Below are 15,134 nucleotides of genomic sequence, written 5' to 3' on the forward strand. Positions count from 1 at the left end.
GATCGGTCGGCGGGGCCAAGAGCTGCCGCGCGGGGTACCCGAGCATGTGCTCCAGGACCTGCGGGGCTGGTTGGTTCGGGAGTCCCTTGACGCGGCCGGAGGTCCATCGACGGAACGTTTGTTCCTCCACCGTCGCGGTCGACGGGGGCTCACCGGCTGCTGCTGCGACCTCTCGGGCGGCCTTCTCATAGGCCCGTCTGAACATGTCAAAAGTCCAGCCCCGCTCACGAACCAGCACTTGGAGCAGTGTCCGCGCGTCCATGGCCGACGCTTCCTTTCCAGCCGACGTGTTCACGGGCAGGGCCGAAGCGGCTTGCTAGCCCCACAGCCCACTATTGCCCAACCTGAACCAGGCATAGGGATCTTGAGCGCAAGTGGGGCTCAGATGACATGTCGGTGGTACCCGAGTCACCCGATGGTGTGTGAGGTGGCACTTGCTGCGACATGGCGAACGCTGCTGCGTGACGGAAATCTTGATCTCCCCTCGCCGTTCCGAATGCGCATATCGAACGGTCCGGCGCAGGCCGGTCCACTGGGGAATCACGTCGGTGCGATGGAGGAGCCATGACCGTCATGGCAGAGGCAGGAATCAGGGAGTACAGGCAGGAGCTGACTGCTCACCCGCAGGACCTCAAGGTCTTACGTCTGATCGTCAGAGCGCACCTGCGTTATTGGGGCGTCGGTCAGCTAGTGGAAGCCGCGACGCTGGGTGTTCACGAGCTGCTGTCCAATGTGGACAAGCACACGGAGTCCGCTACGTGCGTCCTCACGCTCCAACGTCAGCCTGCTGGCGTGCGTGTAACGGTCAGTGACACCAGCACCGATCTGCCGGTTGTTCGTACTCCGGACTGGGCCGCTGAGAGCGGGCGGGGGTTGGTTCTCCTGAGGGAGCTGGCCACCTCTTGGGGCGTCAAGCTCACCGCTGAAGGCAAGGACGTGTGGTTCGAGATCGAGATCAGCACGGCTTCGGGGGAGCCCACCGAGTGAGCGAGATGCACAGCCGACACCGGCGCCCCCGGCCCCGTGCCGGGGGCTACTGGGTCGAGGTCACCGCCTTCCACGCCGAGATCGAGCAATCCCTACAGGGGTTCCAATTCGGTGGGGCGCCCGCTGATACACCCGCGCGAGCTGTTGCACGGCTTCGCATACGAGTGCGGTGGGTGGCCTGGTACATGCATCAGATCTCTGCCCAGCGGGCGGCCTTTGCGTGGTTGAAGGACCGGTGGGCGATGGACGAGGCCATCGCTTGCCTCTCGGAGGGAGCGATGTACGTGCACCTCGTTGATGAGGGACGCACCTGCTACGAGTTCGCTGCCAGGCCGGTCTACCTGCCCGCGAGCGCCCACCTGCACGTCGTTCCGTACGGAACTCGGGGCGGCATGGACGGGGATGTGCCGCCGCTGCCGAGGAGGCGGTCGGCGTGACCCAGTTGCCTCGCGCTTATTGGTGCCACGCCGATTACCTCGGCCCATCGGCCGGTCGAGGCGTGGCGGAGGACCGCACGACGGCCTTCCCCGGTCACGCCATCACCTGGATGCGGCAGGCGGTCCGAGAGGTCACACCCCATCTGGAGGCTGAGCCCTTCGCGGTCGCCTGGGCCTGGCTCGGCAACCACGAACGCGCAGGTACCGCGGTCCACGACCTGCGTAGCGGAAGACCGTACGCGTTCGAGGTGCGCACCCCCAACGCCCGCTGGAAATGGACCGCGCACCTTGTCTCCGTGCTCCCCGTCGTCGAAACGACCACGACAAACCCGGGAACGCACCGAAGAGGCTAGCCAGGGCCGCTCATCCCGGGAAACGCGCCGCCGTGACGATCGGCCGGTCGCACCCAGCACGAACCGACGAACACCTACTTGGAGCACCGCATGCCCCTCCCGAACGATCAGACAGCACCGGCCGAGATTGCCCCCGATCCGGATCGCGGCGCCGAGAGGTATTGGAAGGAGGCTGTCGAGGCCAAGAGCCAGTTGGAAAAGGAGCTTCGAATCGCCGGTGTGACCATTCAATCGGGGATGGTCGAGATCGTCAGGGGCACCGCGCACGTCCAGCTCGGTCTCGCCGACCACCTGACCGTCTTGCACCTCGCCGAGCTGATCCACGAAGGCAACCGCCCTCTCTACAAGACCGAGACCAAGCTGCGGACCGCCTTCACCAAGCACACTCTGGACGTCCCGGACCTCAACGTCTCGGGCGGTCAATTCCGCCTCGGCACCATCACCGTGGAGACCGCGGACCGTCTGGCCAGCTTGATGGGTGCCCCGCAGGGGGACAGCGTGGGCGACGTGGACGACTGGAACGAAGGGCAACGCATCTCCGAACGGCTCGCCTCAGCCTTCGAGGTGACCACCGGCCAGTACCACCACATCGAATACCACCCCGCCTGTACCCGGCACGGCGACGGGAATGGAGACCCTGCCGTGGAGCTGGCCAGCATCAGCGTCCGCTGCGCACGTCGTATCGCGGACGCACTGCGGAGGGCGAAGGCATGACCGACCAGGAGATATCGGCCGTCGGTCACGGGTGGGCGAGCGTTGTCCGCTACGACCTGCGCGGCCCACTGGCCTGCCTCGTTCTACGGGCCTCGGCCACCTAGACAACCGCTCGGTGCACCGGAGGCACTTCCCCGACGCACCGAGCGGGCTCAACCGGTCGTCCCCAGCGTGCTGCGCCACAGGCCGGGGACGACCTCCGCCGGGTCTCCTTCCCCTGGGGAGAAGGAGAGCGCGACTGCCGTCCCCCGCGGCATGCGCCCCGGCTGCCGTCTCCGTTGGTCACGCACGAGACGGTGGCCGGGCCCGGCCACCCCCGGGACCCCATCCGCGTCCCGGGCTTGCGTTCTCATCCCGTTCTCCCACTCAGGAGATGCACTTCGTGCCTCACACCCCGCCCAGACCAGGCGACCACGCGTCGTCGGCGAACACGCTCAGCGGCCCCGCGACCGTCGGCACCAGCATCCAGGCCCGCGATATCCACAGCGTCACCTTCCACACCAGCCCTCCGCTTCGATTGCCGGTCCCACGCCAGCTTCGACCGGTCTCCGCCACCTTCACCGACCGGGAGACTGAACTGCGTCATCTGGCAGCATCGCTTGCTGACGAGCCCCGAACCGGTGCACGCATCGCCGCGATCAGCGGCATCGCGGGCGTGGGAAAGACTGCCTTCGCCGAGCGGCTGCTGCACGAGCTGGGCGCCGAGTTTCCCGGTGGACAGCTCCAGGTCAACCTGCGCGGGCTCGCACCCGATGGTCCGGCCACCGCAGTGGAGACGTTGGGGCGTTTGCTGCGCGCCCTGTGGCCGGGGGAGTTGTGCGGCGATGCCGAGGAGCTGGCCGCGTGGTGGAGATCCATCACCGCCCAGCACCCACCGCTCGCCGTTCTTCTGGACGACGCCGCCACAGCGCACCAGGTCCAGACGCTCCTTCCCGGGGGTGCCGGACACGTCGTGGTCGTCACCAGCCGGGATCAGCTGGCCGGGCTCCTATGTGACGGCGCGGTCTTCTGTCACATGCCGCCGCTGGACCCGGACTCCACAGAACACCTGCTGACCCGCTTTCCCGGCAGCGAACGACTCCCCCGTAGGGAAGTACGGCGGCTGGCGGACCGAACCGGCGGCATCCCCCTGGCAGTCACCGTCACCGCCACACACCTGGCCACCATCCACAGCAACGGAAGGAACGACGACATGGACTCCTGGTCAGGCGACCCGGCGACATCCGGACGCCACCACCAAGCCGTGGCACGCGCGTTGGACAGTGCCTACAAGGCACTGCCACCGTCCGCTGCCCGCGTGTACCGGCTGTCCGCCTCGCTGCCTGCTCTCGACCTCGACCCCGACATGATCGCCGCAGCCTGCGTACTCCCGAGCCAGCAGGCTGTGACGCTGCTGGAGACCCTGGCAGCGGCCCACCAGCTCGAAGAGCGCGGCCACCTTCCGGGCCGGACCGGCCCGGTCTACCGATTCCACGATGCCGTACGAGACCACGCCCGCGCTCACGAAGACGAAGGCCGACCAGAAGCAGTGCGGCGCCTGCTGGACTGGTACCTCGTCTGCGCCACCGACGCCGAGCGGCGGCTGACCCCCAGCCACTGCCGCCTGGAGCGCGACTACGTCTACCTCACCGAGCAGATCCCGTTCACCGACGACGCCGGCGCCACGGCCTGGCTCGACGCCCAGCACCACAACCTCATGCAGGGCGTGCGTCACGCCGAAGCAGCCGGGATCGATGCGATGGTCTGGCAACTGGTGCACGCCATGTGGCCCTGGTGGCGCAGCCATCACCACTACGCACTGTGGGACGAGGCACACGCGATGGCCATCCGGGCCGCGAGCAGGTGCGGTGCCCGGGAAGCCGAGCGCGTCGTGCGCAACACCCGGGGTATCGCCCTGCGCTCCAGCGGTCGGCACCGGGAGGCCATCGACTGCTTCATCCAAGTCCTGGGCCTGGCCGACGCCGCCGACGACCAACGGATGCAGGCTCAAGCCCTCTTCGAGCTGGGCGTCACCCACCACGCGGTCGGCCACGCCGATGAAGCGGAGCCGCTGCTGCTCCGGGTCCGGGAGATGCGGCTGGATCAGGGTGACCGGCGCGGCGCGGCACTCGCCGAGATCATCCTCGGCTGCATCCGCCTGGACGCCCGGACGATCCCCGAAGCCATGGACCACTTCATCACCGCGCGCTCGGTCCTGGCCGACTGCGACCCCTTCGACGCCGCCCGCGCCCTGGCATGGCTGGGCCGAGCACACGCACTCCTCGGCGACTACCTCGAAGCAGTGCGCCTGCTGACCCAGGCGAGGACGGAGTTCGAGGAGACCGACTCCCCACGCTGGATTGCCCGGACACTGGAAATGCTCGGACACACCGCCCAGGAACAGGGCCACTCCGCCCACGCCAGCCAGTACTACACGGCCGCCCTGGAACGGTACGACCACATCAACCCGCACGACGCCGAGCGAGTACGTCAGTGCATTGCCCAACTGACGCAGTAGACCTGGGGGTCGGATAGCCGAGCCGGGTTTCATCCCCACCTGCGGGATGACGCATCCCGCAACCCCACTGCCCACCGTGAATCCCGCGCGGTTTGCAAAAGGCCCAATCGCATGAGAGGAATCTGTTGATCAATTTCAAAAATGCTATCTACGGTGTTCTGTCGACTTCGGGACGCAAGAACACTATGTCCGCTGGGGACACGCAGTGGTGCGTTGCGACGAACACTGCACGCATTGCGTGGCGGTGACCGTGCGGCGACTGGCTGGAGCGGAGCGGGCAAGGTGGGCCGTGCGCTTCAAGACGAAGTACGAAGCTGGAGCTTCGATACGTGACCTGGCCGAGGAAGCCGGGCGGTCCTACGGGTTCATGAACAGACTCCTGGTAGAAGGCGGGGCCGCGATGCGCGGTCGCGGGGGCGACCAACGGAGTCAGGCACAGTCCGCAGAGCGCAGGGCAGAGCGCGAGGCGCTCGTAGCAAAGCTCAAGGACCGGTACGAGGCTGGGGCCTCGATCAGTGAGCTGGCTGAGGAGGCTGGCTTCTCTGAAGTGCACACCTACCGTCGGCTCGTTGAGGCGGGGACCAAGATGCGTCGTCCCGGCCCTCGGAGCAGCAAGCGCAGCAAGATCGTGAACGACTCTGACGGGAGCTGACCTCCGCCCTCCGGTCAGGGGCCGACGCGCCTGCACGGCACTTCCCAGCCGTCCCTGTCCCGTGTTCGTGCGGACCAGGGACGGCTGAGCGTTGCGTCGAACAGCTCGGCCGAGCAGCGGGTGGCCCGTGGTCGGATGCCCTGGCCCGGCTGGAATCAGCTTCTGAGGCTGTAGTGGAGCAGGCGGGAGCGGGCGGTCTTCTCGTCGAGCCCCAGCGCCTGCCCGATCGCATCCCAGGACAGCTCGTCGGCCTTCGCGTCGTATGCCGCCTCGCGCCCGATGCGCTTGGTGATGCGCTCCAGGACCGCCACTCCTCTCAGCGCGGCCAACGGCGCCTCGACCGACAGGGCGGTCAACTGCTCGTCCACCTGGGTCAGCAGCGTCTCCAGCGCCGTCGGCAGCGGCACCGACCGCGCCCGAACCTCCTCGACGTGCTGCTCCCAGTCGCTCTGAGGGCCCGAGACCTCGATGTCGAACCGGGCGTCTTCCACCTGGTCCCAGTCGATCGGATACAGGCTCTCGCCACGCCAGCCGCACGCACACGAGCCGCGTAGATGCGCTGCCTTCGGTGCGTGCAGCCTGCCGTCGTACACCCACCATTCGCTTACGGCCGGAACGGAACCAGAGCTGCCGACATCGAAGTACACCGGCTTGGGCTCGCTGCCGTCAGCCAGGACCGCTGCGGGCTTGCCCTCATGAGACGAGCCGAACTCGGTGGTGTGCCACATGGTGCTTCCCCTACGACTGCTTGGGAATGAATAGCCAGGTTCGATGCTGCTTTGGGGCAGTGTTCCGCATCAGGCGAGTGCGTCGCAGGTTTTCACTTGGACACGCCACATCGATCCGGCCGTCGTCGGCAAGGTGACGTGGGGTGTTGTCCGACAGCGGTCCTACCGTCGATTGGATGAACCACAACGACCCGTTGCGGCAGGTTCGGATTGCCGCGCGGGGCCCGCAGACCACCATTGAGATCGACGGTGAACCGGTGGACTTCCGCGCTGTCGGCGCGTACACGATCAGCCGTCTCCCGGGCGAGCCGCCCCACGTCGTCCTACACCTGACGGAAAGCGGCGACACACAGTTCGAGGGCATGGCCCGCGTCTCCGTCGCCGATATGCCGGACCCCGGTCCGGCTGCGGCTGTATTCCTGGCTGCCATCAACCCGCAGGAGCTGGAGCGCGCCGCGCTCGCCCGGCTCGACCTCGGCGTCGACCCGCACTCGCTGACCGAAGCGATGCTCACCCAGCTCGGAGAGTGGGCTCGTGGCGCTTGACGTGGAAGGCGCACGCCGGGTCGTCGACCGCATCCTCGACGACAAGCTGGAGGCGTGGCGGGACAGCGCGGGCCGTACGGACGACGTGCTGGATGAGACCACCGGCAGGCTGGTGCCGCCCGCACCGGATGAGGAACTGGTCTGGGACGGGCTCGGGGCGGTGATGCCGCTCGGCCGCCCGGCCATCACCCAGCCGGTCGGCGGGTCGGTCGCCGTCGAACCGCCCACCACCGACTACCAGGCCGTGCTGCCGGTCGAGGCCCCCGTGCTGCGGCGCGACGACGTGATCCGCGTAGCCGGATCAGTCCGCCCCGGAGGCCCCCGAGACCCGCAGCTCGTCGGCCGCAGGTTCCGCGTCTCCGACGAAGCGGTCGGCACCTACAGCGTGGTGCGCATCGTCCGGGTCCAGGTGATCGACTGATGGCCACCGTGAACCCGCACCCCAACGCCCACCCGGACGCGACGGCGTTCCGCGACCCGATCGCCCTGGCCGCCGCGCTCGCCCGGATGGGTCCGGCCACCCGCGCCCGTACGCGCACGATCACGCGGCACCACGCCATGCTGCTGCGCGTCAGGATTCAGCGAAACGCGAGCGGCAGGCCGGGGCCGAACGCGATCACCGGGCAGTACCGCGCCTCCTGGGACGTGCGGATGCGCACCGGGGGCGGCGAGGTCACCGGCGAGGTGTTCACCGACGCCCCGCAGGCGCGACGGCTGGAGTACGGCTTCGTCGGCGTGGACTCGATCGGAAGGCACTACCGGCAGCCGCCGTTCCCGCACGTCGAGCCCGCGTTCCGGCAGACCGAAGCAGCGTTCCTCCAGGCCCTGGCGGACGGAGTGCTTCCGTGACCGCCCGCTTGCCGGTGACCCGTGCGCTGGCCGCTCTCCTGGAGCACACCACCGGCCGACCGTGTGGAGTCGGAGAACACCCACGTGTTCAGCAGAAGTCCGGCTGGGATACCGCGCCCGTCCCGTACATGATCCTCGACTCGCTGCCCGCCGAGTTCGCAGGCCCGCCCCTGTGGGACTGGCACGCCGATGCGGCCTGGGCCTACCAGATCACCTCGGTCGGAGAACGGGCCGATCAGGTCGAGTGGCTGGCCGACCGTGTACGCGCCGGTGTCGTCGGACGGACCGACGGCGGATGGGCCCAGGACCTGGCCGTTCCCGAAGCGCGCGTCATCGACCGGGAGTTGACCTATGACGCCGGAGGAGAGCCTTCGGTGTCGGCGGCAGGCGTTATCGTGTCGTACGTGCAGCGGGTCACGATCACCGTGACCTCGGCATGACGTAACTTCTCGTTCCTCACCGCGGAGGCCCGCGCGGACGCTAGGCCCCAGGCCAGGCGAACCCCCTTTGAACCTCAAGGGGCAGGGCCTCGGCACGGGACGCTGCCCCAGAAGTGGGAGCGGACCTGTGTCCACGAGCACGAAGACGACCCAGACCCGGTTTCTGCGGCGCGGCATCTCCAAGATCCTGTGGTCCAAGGACCTCAACGACCCGAAGTACCCCAGTCGCCGGGAGATCGCCAGCGCCTTCGGCCTGACCGATGCCGTCTCGGACATCGAGGGCTGGGCGCTGGAGAACGACCCGATCGAGACCCCCGACATGGGGTCGAGCTTCAACTCCTCGATCCCGGGCAACGACAAGGCCGAGAACTCCAGCCTGACGTTCTACGAGGACCGGCACTCCGACGAGATCGAGCAGCAGCTGCCGAAGGCGGCGAAGGGCTACGTCATCCTGCTCCGCAAGGGCGACCTGCCCGGCTCCCGCTCGGTCGACGTCTTCCCCGTGCAGGTCGCCACCCGCGCCGCGACATACAGCACCGGTAACGAGGCGGCCAAGTTCAAGGTCGACTTCACGATCATCGACGAGCCCTCGCTTGACCGTCCGGTGCCGCAGGCGCAGCAGCCCCGGCCGCTGCCGGACGAGGACTGCGACGACGAACACGGGCACGGGCACCGCGATGGCGACCATGCCGACGCCACCGTGATCGGCACCACCAAGGCCAAGGCCGAGGCCGAGGTGGCGTCCCGTGAACACGACGCCGACGGGGTCTGATCGTGTCGCGCCCCACACAGACCAGGCGCCCGTCCCCGACCGCCAGCGCGGGGGAGGGGCAGTGGGCGGCCAAGATGGAACGCCTCCGCCGCCGGGCCCGGCCGCAGAACCGGCTCCGCGTCTGCGACGACGCTGAGCTGCGCCAGCGGTACGACGACGCAGAGCAGGCAGCCCGCCGCGCCCGGTTCGTCGCCGAGGCCAACCCTGGTGACGAACTGGCAGCGCGGCAGGCCGCCGACGCCGACTCGGCGCGCGACCAGGCCCTGTCAGCACTGGACGCCGCCTCAGAGTTCCTGACCTTCCGCGCACTGCCGCGCCCGGTGCTGGAGGACCTGCTCGCCGAGCACCCGCCCACCGAGCAACAGGCGGAACAGCAGGCGATCTTCAACGCCGACACCTTCCCCGCCGCGCTGGTCGCTGCGGCCTCCGTGGACGGCATGAGCCGCGAGGAGGCCGAGGAGCTGCTGAACGGCTGGTCGGCACCCGATGCGAACTCGTTGTGGGACGCGGCCTGGCAGGTTCAGCAGGAGAGCCGGGTCGAGCTGGGAAAAGGCTGAGCCTTGACGCCGGCCTGCGTGCCGAACTGGAGCTGTGCCAGCGGTACCAGGTCCCGCACTCGCAGTTCCTCGGCGGCGACGGCCGCTGGTCCGACCTCGACCGGGCGAAAGCCCTGGCCTGGGCGGAGTGGCAGCGGGCGGTGTGCCCGGAGTGCCACACACGGCTGGAGGAGTGGGACCGCGAACGCGGCGGCGACCCGCATGCCTACGTCACCGACACCCTGCGCTGCCCGGGCTGCGAGCTGATCGAGCAGGAACGCGACCACGTCCCGCAAGACCGGTCCGGCTACGGCGTGAAGATCCAGCTCCTACCGCGCGACCAGCACGAACAGCGCCCCTGATCCACCCCCGCACCACGTAAGTAAGTAAGGAGGCCGCCACCGGTGGCCGGGTTCACCCTCACGGTCGCGATGCGCGCCGAGGTCCGCGACCTGATCGCGGGAACCCGTGCTGCCTCCGCTCAGATGCGGACGCTGGGGGACCGGACCGCTGCCGCGAACAGCTCCCTGGCCCGGCTGGATGCCAACGGGGCTCGGGTCACCGCGCAGTTCGCCGCGCTGAATCGTTCCGCCCGCGCGGCTGTTGGAGAGCTGAATCGGATCGCCGCTCGGGCCGGGGCCGCCCGCGCGGCGCTGCGCGCGGCCGGGGACGACGGCACACGGTCGATGTCCCGGCTCCAGCGGGCGACCGCCGGGGCCGGTCAGCGGGGCATGTCCGCCACCAACATGCTCGCCGGTGGCTCCCTCGTCCTTGGCACCGGCGAGATGGTCGAGGAGGGCAACCGCTACCAGCGGCAGATGAACCTCTTCCGCGCGGTGACCGACGCGACGGCTTCGCAGATGAAGCGCGCCGCCGAGGTCGCCCAGGAACTCGGCAACGACCTGACGCTGCCGACCTCCACGTCGGCGGACGCCGCCGAGGGCATGGTCGAGCTGAGCAAGGCCGGGTTCCGCGCGGATCAGTCGATTGACGCCGTACGGGCCTCGCTCCAGCTCGCGGCGTCGGCCGACGTCAACGCCGCCACGTCGGCCAAGTATTTGGGCGACATCATGGATCAGTACGGCCTCGGCGCTGATCAGGCGTCCCGCGCGGCCGACACCCTCGCCGCCACCGCCAACAACGCCTCCGGCTCCATCACCGACATCTACTACTCGATGCGGTACGCGGGCCCGGTCGCGAACGCCCTCGGCGTCACCCTCCAGGACACCGCAGCCGCGGTCGGAATGCTCGGCAAGTCCGGCATCCTCGGGCAGACGGCGGGCACGAGCCTGCGCGGCATCTTCGCGAACCTGGCCGCGCCGACGCCGATCATGAAGAACGCGCTGCGCGATCTCGGGATTGAAGCATGGGACGCGCAGGGACGCTTCAAGGGCCTTCGCGTGGTGATCGACGGCTTGTCGAAGGCCGAACACTCCATGAGTCAGAAGGACTTCACGGCCGGGGTGACCCGCGCCTTCGGGAAGCCTGCGCTCAGCGGGGCGGTGGCGCTCGCCCACCAGGGCACCGAGTCCTTCGACGCCCTGTCGATGGCCGTCGATCAGACCGGCTCGGCCGCGTCCATCACCGCCTCACGCGGCGAGGGACTGGCCGGTGCGATGACACAGCTGCGCACTCAGGCCCGGCAGACCGGCATCGCCCTGTACGAGGGCATGGCGCCCGGCCTGGAGTGGGTGACCCGCCTGCTCACCCGCGGCATGTCCGGGGCCACGCCGTACCTGACCACCGCCCTCGACTACGGCCGAGACATCGCCACACTGTTCGGCCCCGACCTGAAGGAGTCCACGAAGAACGGGCTGGGTGGCCTCATCGATGAGGCCCAGCAGCTCATCGGGCCGCTCAAGGACATCGGCGAGCACTCCCTGGCCACCGGCCTCAACCTGCTGATCAACGCCGCGAGCACACTGGGCGACGTCCTGCAGAACGCCGCCGACGGCGCCGAACCGCTCCTCCGGGCCATCGCGGGCCTCGGGGAAGAAGGAGGCGCAGCGGCCGGGACGCTCGACATCATCGCCATCGTCGGCAACACGGCCATGGACGCGGTCTCCGGACTGTCCCTCGTCCTGGTCCCGATCGGCCACGTTGTCGGCGGTCTGGTCAGCGCGTTCGGCGCGCTGCCTGCGCCGATCCAGTCCGCTGCCCTGGCGATGCTCCTCCTGCGCCGCGCGCAGCCGACCCTGACCAACCTCGCGACCACCATGACCGGCCCGGTCCGCTCCGGCATCACATCGTTCAACCAGCAGATGCGGGTCCAGCAGAGCCTGGCCGCCGCGTCCGGCGTCGCCCTGTCCCGGTACGGGGCAGCGTGGGCGACCGTACAGGCACGCATCGGGTTCCTCGGCAACATGACGGCGGCGTTCCGCAGCGCGAACGGCGCCGGAGCCACCTTCACCGGCACGCTGAACGGCCTCGGACGGGCGGCCGGATCGGGACTGCGCTCGACGCTCGGCGGCGTGACCAACGCTCTCGGCGGACCGTTCGGTGTCGTCTTGGCGGGTGTGTCGGTCGGCCTCGGGCTCCTCGCGGCCCGCCAGCAGAAGGCCGCGCAAGCCGCTGCCGAACACCAGCAGCGTGTCTCCACTCTCACCTCCGCGCTGCGCGAGTCCGGTGGACAGATCGACGCCGACGTGCGCCAGCAGGCCGCCCAATCTCTCCTCGACACCAAGACCGAACAGGGCCAGCTCACGAAGGTCATGGAGCAGGCCGGTGTGCCGCTGGCCACCCTGACGGACGCCTACCTCGGGCAGGGCACGAGCCTGGACGCGCTGCAGAAGCGGCTCATGACCACGGCGAACGCGCACCGGGAGTACAAGGACCTGGCGGGCGGCAAGGCGTCGGTCCTCGACTACACCGATGTCGGCCAGCAGTACAAGGACGCCGCCGACGCGCTCGGCGGCGTCAAGGGCGAGATGTCCGAGTCGGTGAAGAACTCGAAAGAGCTGGCCGCAGCCACCAAGGGGGCCGGGGACGGCACCTCGGCCTACGACCGGCTGAAGACGGCCGTAGGCGGCCTGGCCGACCAGACCGCCGACGCAGACACCCGGACCCGCTCCCTCAAGAGCGCGCTCGACCTGCTGTCGGGCGGCCAGATCACGCTCCAGGCCGCTGAGGCGAAGGTCAACTCGGCCGTCCTCGACCTGCAAGAGGGCAGCAAGGGCGTCAACCGCGGGCAGGGCTACGGCGGCAAGCAGCTGGTCAACGAGGACAAGACCCTCAACACCACAACGCGGAACGGTCAGCAGCTCTACACCCAGCTCACCACCCTCTCGGACGCGGCGGCAGACGCTTCCGTGGCGACGTTCGACCTCGCCCAGCGCAACGGAGAGACGCTTCCGGCTGCCCTGGCAAAGGCCCGCGAGCAGATGAGCCGCGCCCGCTCCGAGGCGATCCAGGCCGCCCGCGGCTACGGCCTGACCAAGGACCAGGCCCAAGGGGTCGCGGACAGCCTGGGCCTGCTCCCGTCGAAGGTATCGCTGCTGCTCCAGACGAAGGGCATGGACAGCACCCTCGCCAACCTGATCGCGGTCCAGGCCGAGTTCCAGCGCCTGCCGAACGCCAAGACGATCAAGGTCGATTCGCTGTCCGACGGGGCACAGAAGAAGCTCCGTGACCTCGGCTTCACGGTGAAGACCGTGCCGGGCACCCGGCAAATCAAGATCACCGCGCCGACGCAGGGAGCGAAGAAGAACCTCGACATCCTGATCGACAAGCTCGGCAGGACCCCCAACAGCAAGAGGGTCAACGTCTCCGCACCGACCGCCGCGGCCATCAAGAGCCTGCAAGCCGTGCAGACGAAGATCCGCGCGACACCGGGCGCGAAGTCCGTCGTCGTCCGGGCACCGACGGCCGCAGCCCGCAAGCAACTTGAGGCACTGGGCTTCCGGATCGAGAAGGTACCCGGCTCGAAGAACGTGAGGGTCACCCTGCCGACCGGCGGCCCCCGCAAGGCGGCCGACTCCATCCAACAGCGCATCAACGCGCTCCGCGGGAAAGCCCTGACGGTCACCACCCGGCACGTCACGATCTACGACCAGCTCAACCAGCAGAACAAGAGCACCGCGGACGCCATCAGGCGCCAGGCCGAGAACCAGGCCCGCGCCGCCAAACGGCACGCCAACGGCGCGGTCGTCGACTACTTCGCGGACGGCGGCGTCACCGGCGGACCGCGCCGCGAGCGCCACGTCGCCCAGATCGCACCGGCCGGGAGCTACCGCATCTGGGGCGAGCGGGAGACCGGCGGGGAGGCATACGTGCCCATGGCCACCACCAAGCGCGACCGCAGCAAGGCGATCGTGGAGGAAGTGGTCGGCCGGTTCGGCGGCCAGGTCGAGTGGTACGCCAACGGCGGCGTCCGGAGTGCCCGCGGCCGCGACTCCACGCCGATGCTCGCCAGCTCCTTCAAGCAGGCCCGCAGCGTCGCGGCCATGGCGGGCGTCGTGCGCTCCTTCGACCTCCGCACGGGCAGCGACCGGGCCCGTACCCGGGTGGTCAATGGCCGTGCCGGCGGCCGGGTCCAAGTCGTGGTCGTGCGCGAGCAGCAGCCGCTGATCGGCTCGATGCCGGTCACCGTCACCGACAGCGCCGCCACCCCCGAGCAGATCGGCACCGAAATGATGCGCACCCTGCGCAACGCGCAGCGGGGCGGGAGAGTGTGATGACCACAGCACTGAACAAGACCCCCGAACTGGCCCCGTGGCAGTACGAAATCGGCGGCGTCGTCCTCGGCACCGGCAGCTATGTGCCGGTCGGGAACGTCGAAGGGCTCGGGGCGCCTGCCACCCGGCCCCAGGACGCCGACAACGCGAACAGCGACGGCTCCTCACCGGGCCGGGACTTCTACGGACCGCGCCCCCTGCGCTTCGAGGCGGGCATCAAGACGCCCGGCGACCCGGTGAAGGCCGCCGAGATCCTGGCCCGGCTGGAGCGGGCCGTGGACCGCCCCGACGCCCGGACCAGTCCGGACGGCCGTCACGTCCTGCGCGGCCGGTGGCCCGGTCATGCAACACGCCGCATGTACGGACGACTCCGCCGTATGGAGGCCTCCAGCACAGCGACCGCCGTGCACGGATGGATACCCCTGGACATCGAGTTCGTCGGCCTGGACAACCCTCGCTGGTACGACGACGAGCCGTCGAAGCTGACGCTCGGCCTCGACCAGGCCGCACCCACCACCGGCGCAGACCGCACCGTTGACGAGGCGATGGGCCGCCCTGCCGCGTGCCGCCCGGCCGCCCCGAACCATCGCCCGGCCGACGACCGGCCCGGCTGGGTCACCAACCACGGCGACGTACCGACCTACCCGAGCCTGCGAGTGCACGGCCCGGTCACCGACCCCCGGATCTGGAACACCGCCACCCACCGCACCCTCGAACTCGACCTGTCACTCCGCGAAGGCGAATGGGTGGAGATGGAAACCCGACCCGCCACCTGCTGGGCGCTTCGCAACGGCACCGTCAACGTCGCCAACGACCTCAGCCCCGCATCCCGTCTCGACCTGTTCACCCTCCCGCCCGGACGGTCCGAGATCGCCTGGAGCGCGACCGACCCGTCCGGCACCGCACGCCTTGAGGTGGCGTGGCGGTCGGCGTACACCACCCTGTGAACGG

General features: G+C 69.3%; 16 protein-coding genes and 1 pseudogene. 16 read left to right on the forward strand and 1 reads right to left on the reverse strand.

Features of this window, described 5'->3' with window-relative positions; all coding sequences use genetic code 11:
• Window positions 1-564 precede the first annotated feature (564 nt).
• The 7 genes and pseudogenes from ABZ370_RS08370 to ABZ370_RS08400 all read left to right on the forward strand — a co-directional run bounded on the left by ABZ370_RS08370 (window position 565) and on the right by ABZ370_RS08400 (window position 5,640).
• Window positions 565-987, forward strand: coding sequence for an ATP-binding protein (locus ABZ370_RS08370; protein ID WP_358618206.1), 423 nt, complete (start codon window positions 565-567; stop codon window positions 985-987).
• A gap of 284 nt (window positions 988-1,271) precedes the next feature.
• Window positions 1,272-1,424, forward strand: a complete 153-nt coding sequence (locus ABZ370_RS08375) for a hypothetical protein (RefSeq protein WP_358618209.1) — start codon at window positions 1,272-1,274, stop codon at window positions 1,422-1,424.
• A complete protein-coding gene (locus tag ABZ370_RS08380) occupies window positions 1,421-1,777 on the forward strand; it encodes a hypothetical protein (protein ID WP_358618212.1) in 357 nt (118 codons plus the stop codon). Before ABZ370_RS08375 ends, ABZ370_RS08380 begins: the two co-directional genes overlap by 4 nt.
• Before the next feature lie 90 nt (window positions 1,778-1,867).
• Window positions 1,868-2,491, forward strand: coding sequence for a hypothetical protein (locus ABZ370_RS08385; RefSeq protein ID WP_358618215.1), 624 nt, complete (start codon window positions 1,868-1,870; stop codon window positions 2,489-2,491).
• 655 nt (window positions 2,492-3,146) lie between these two features.
• Window positions 3,147-4,988, forward strand: coding sequence for a tetratricopeptide repeat protein (locus tag ABZ370_RS08390; RefSeq protein WP_358618218.1), 1,842 nt, complete (start codon window positions 3,147-3,149; stop codon window positions 4,986-4,988).
• Window positions 4,989-5,226: 238 nt separating this feature from the next.
• A pseudogene (locus ABZ370_RS08395) lies at window positions 5,227-5,406 on the forward strand (helix-turn-helix domain-containing protein); the annotation flags it as partial.
• Window positions 5,389-5,640, forward strand: coding sequence for a helix-turn-helix domain-containing protein (locus ABZ370_RS08400; protein ID WP_358618362.1), 252 nt, complete (start codon window positions 5,389-5,391; stop codon window positions 5,638-5,640). The pseudogene ABZ370_RS08395 and the gene ABZ370_RS08400, both read left to right, overlap by 18 nt.
• A gap of 155 nt (window positions 5,641-5,795) precedes the next feature.
• On the opposite strand, the gene ABZ370_RS08405 is transcribed toward ABZ370_RS08400, so the two are convergent.
• A complete protein-coding gene (locus ABZ370_RS08405) occupies window positions 5,796-6,368 on the reverse strand; it encodes a hypothetical protein (protein WP_358618221.1) in 573 nt (190 codons plus the stop codon).
• Window positions 6,369-6,544: 176 nt separating this feature from the next.
• Between ABZ370_RS08405 and ABZ370_RS08410 the strand changes: the two genes are divergently transcribed.
• From ABZ370_RS08410 to ABZ370_RS08450, 9 genes are all read left to right on the forward strand, one after another.
• Window positions 6,545-6,913 (forward strand): hypothetical protein, encoded by a 369-nt coding sequence (locus tag ABZ370_RS08410; RefSeq protein ID WP_358618224.1) that lies wholly within the window; start codon window positions 6,545-6,547, stop codon window positions 6,911-6,913.
• Window positions 6,903-7,334, forward strand: coding sequence for a DUF6093 family protein (locus ABZ370_RS08415; RefSeq protein WP_358618227.1), 432 nt, complete (start codon window positions 6,903-6,905; stop codon window positions 7,332-7,334). Before ABZ370_RS08410 ends, ABZ370_RS08415 begins: the two co-directional genes overlap by 11 nt.
• A complete protein-coding gene (locus tag ABZ370_RS08420) occupies window positions 7,334-7,762 on the forward strand; it encodes an HK97 gp10 family phage protein (protein ID WP_358618230.1) in 429 nt (142 codons plus the stop codon). The genes ABZ370_RS08415 and ABZ370_RS08420 overlap by 1 nt, the downstream gene beginning before the upstream one ends.
• Window positions 7,759-8,202: a hypothetical protein gene (locus ABZ370_RS08425; RefSeq protein WP_358618233.1), complete on the forward strand. Its 444-nt coding sequence runs from the start codon at window positions 7,759-7,761 to the stop codon at window positions 8,200-8,202. The genes ABZ370_RS08420 and ABZ370_RS08425 overlap by 4 nt, the downstream gene beginning before the upstream one ends.
• A gap of 127 nt (window positions 8,203-8,329) precedes the next feature.
• Window positions 8,330-8,974: a hypothetical protein gene (locus tag ABZ370_RS08430; protein WP_358618236.1), complete on the forward strand. Its 645-nt coding sequence runs from the start codon at window positions 8,330-8,332 to the stop codon at window positions 8,972-8,974.
• Window positions 8,975-8,976: 2 nt separating this feature from the next.
• Window positions 8,977-9,531: a hypothetical protein gene (locus tag ABZ370_RS08435; RefSeq protein WP_358618239.1), complete on the forward strand. Its 555-nt coding sequence runs from the start codon at window positions 8,977-8,979 to the stop codon at window positions 9,529-9,531.
• Entirely contained in the window at window positions 9,474-9,872 is a 399-nt protein-coding gene (locus ABZ370_RS08440) for a hypothetical protein (RefSeq protein WP_358618241.1), read from the forward strand. The genes ABZ370_RS08435 and ABZ370_RS08440 overlap by 58 nt, the downstream gene beginning before the upstream one ends.
• A gap of 42 nt (window positions 9,873-9,914) precedes the next feature.
• Window positions 9,915-14,183, forward strand: coding sequence for a phage tail tape measure protein (locus ABZ370_RS08445; RefSeq protein ID WP_358618244.1), 4,269 nt, complete (start codon window positions 9,915-9,917; stop codon window positions 14,181-14,183).
• The gene (locus ABZ370_RS08450; protein WP_358618245.1) at window positions 14,183-15,130 is read left to right on the forward strand and encodes a hypothetical protein; all 948 of its coding nucleotides are present in this window, start codon (window positions 14,183-14,185) and stop codon (window positions 15,128-15,130) included. Before ABZ370_RS08445 ends, ABZ370_RS08450 begins: the two co-directional genes overlap by 1 nt.
• The last annotated feature ends 4 nt before the right edge of the window (window positions 15,131-15,134 follow it).

The sequence above is a fragment of the Streptomyces sp. NPDC005962 genome, assembly GCF_040629205.1.
Lineage (GTDB): Bacteria > Actinomycetota > Actinomycetes > Streptomycetales > Streptomycetaceae > Streptomyces.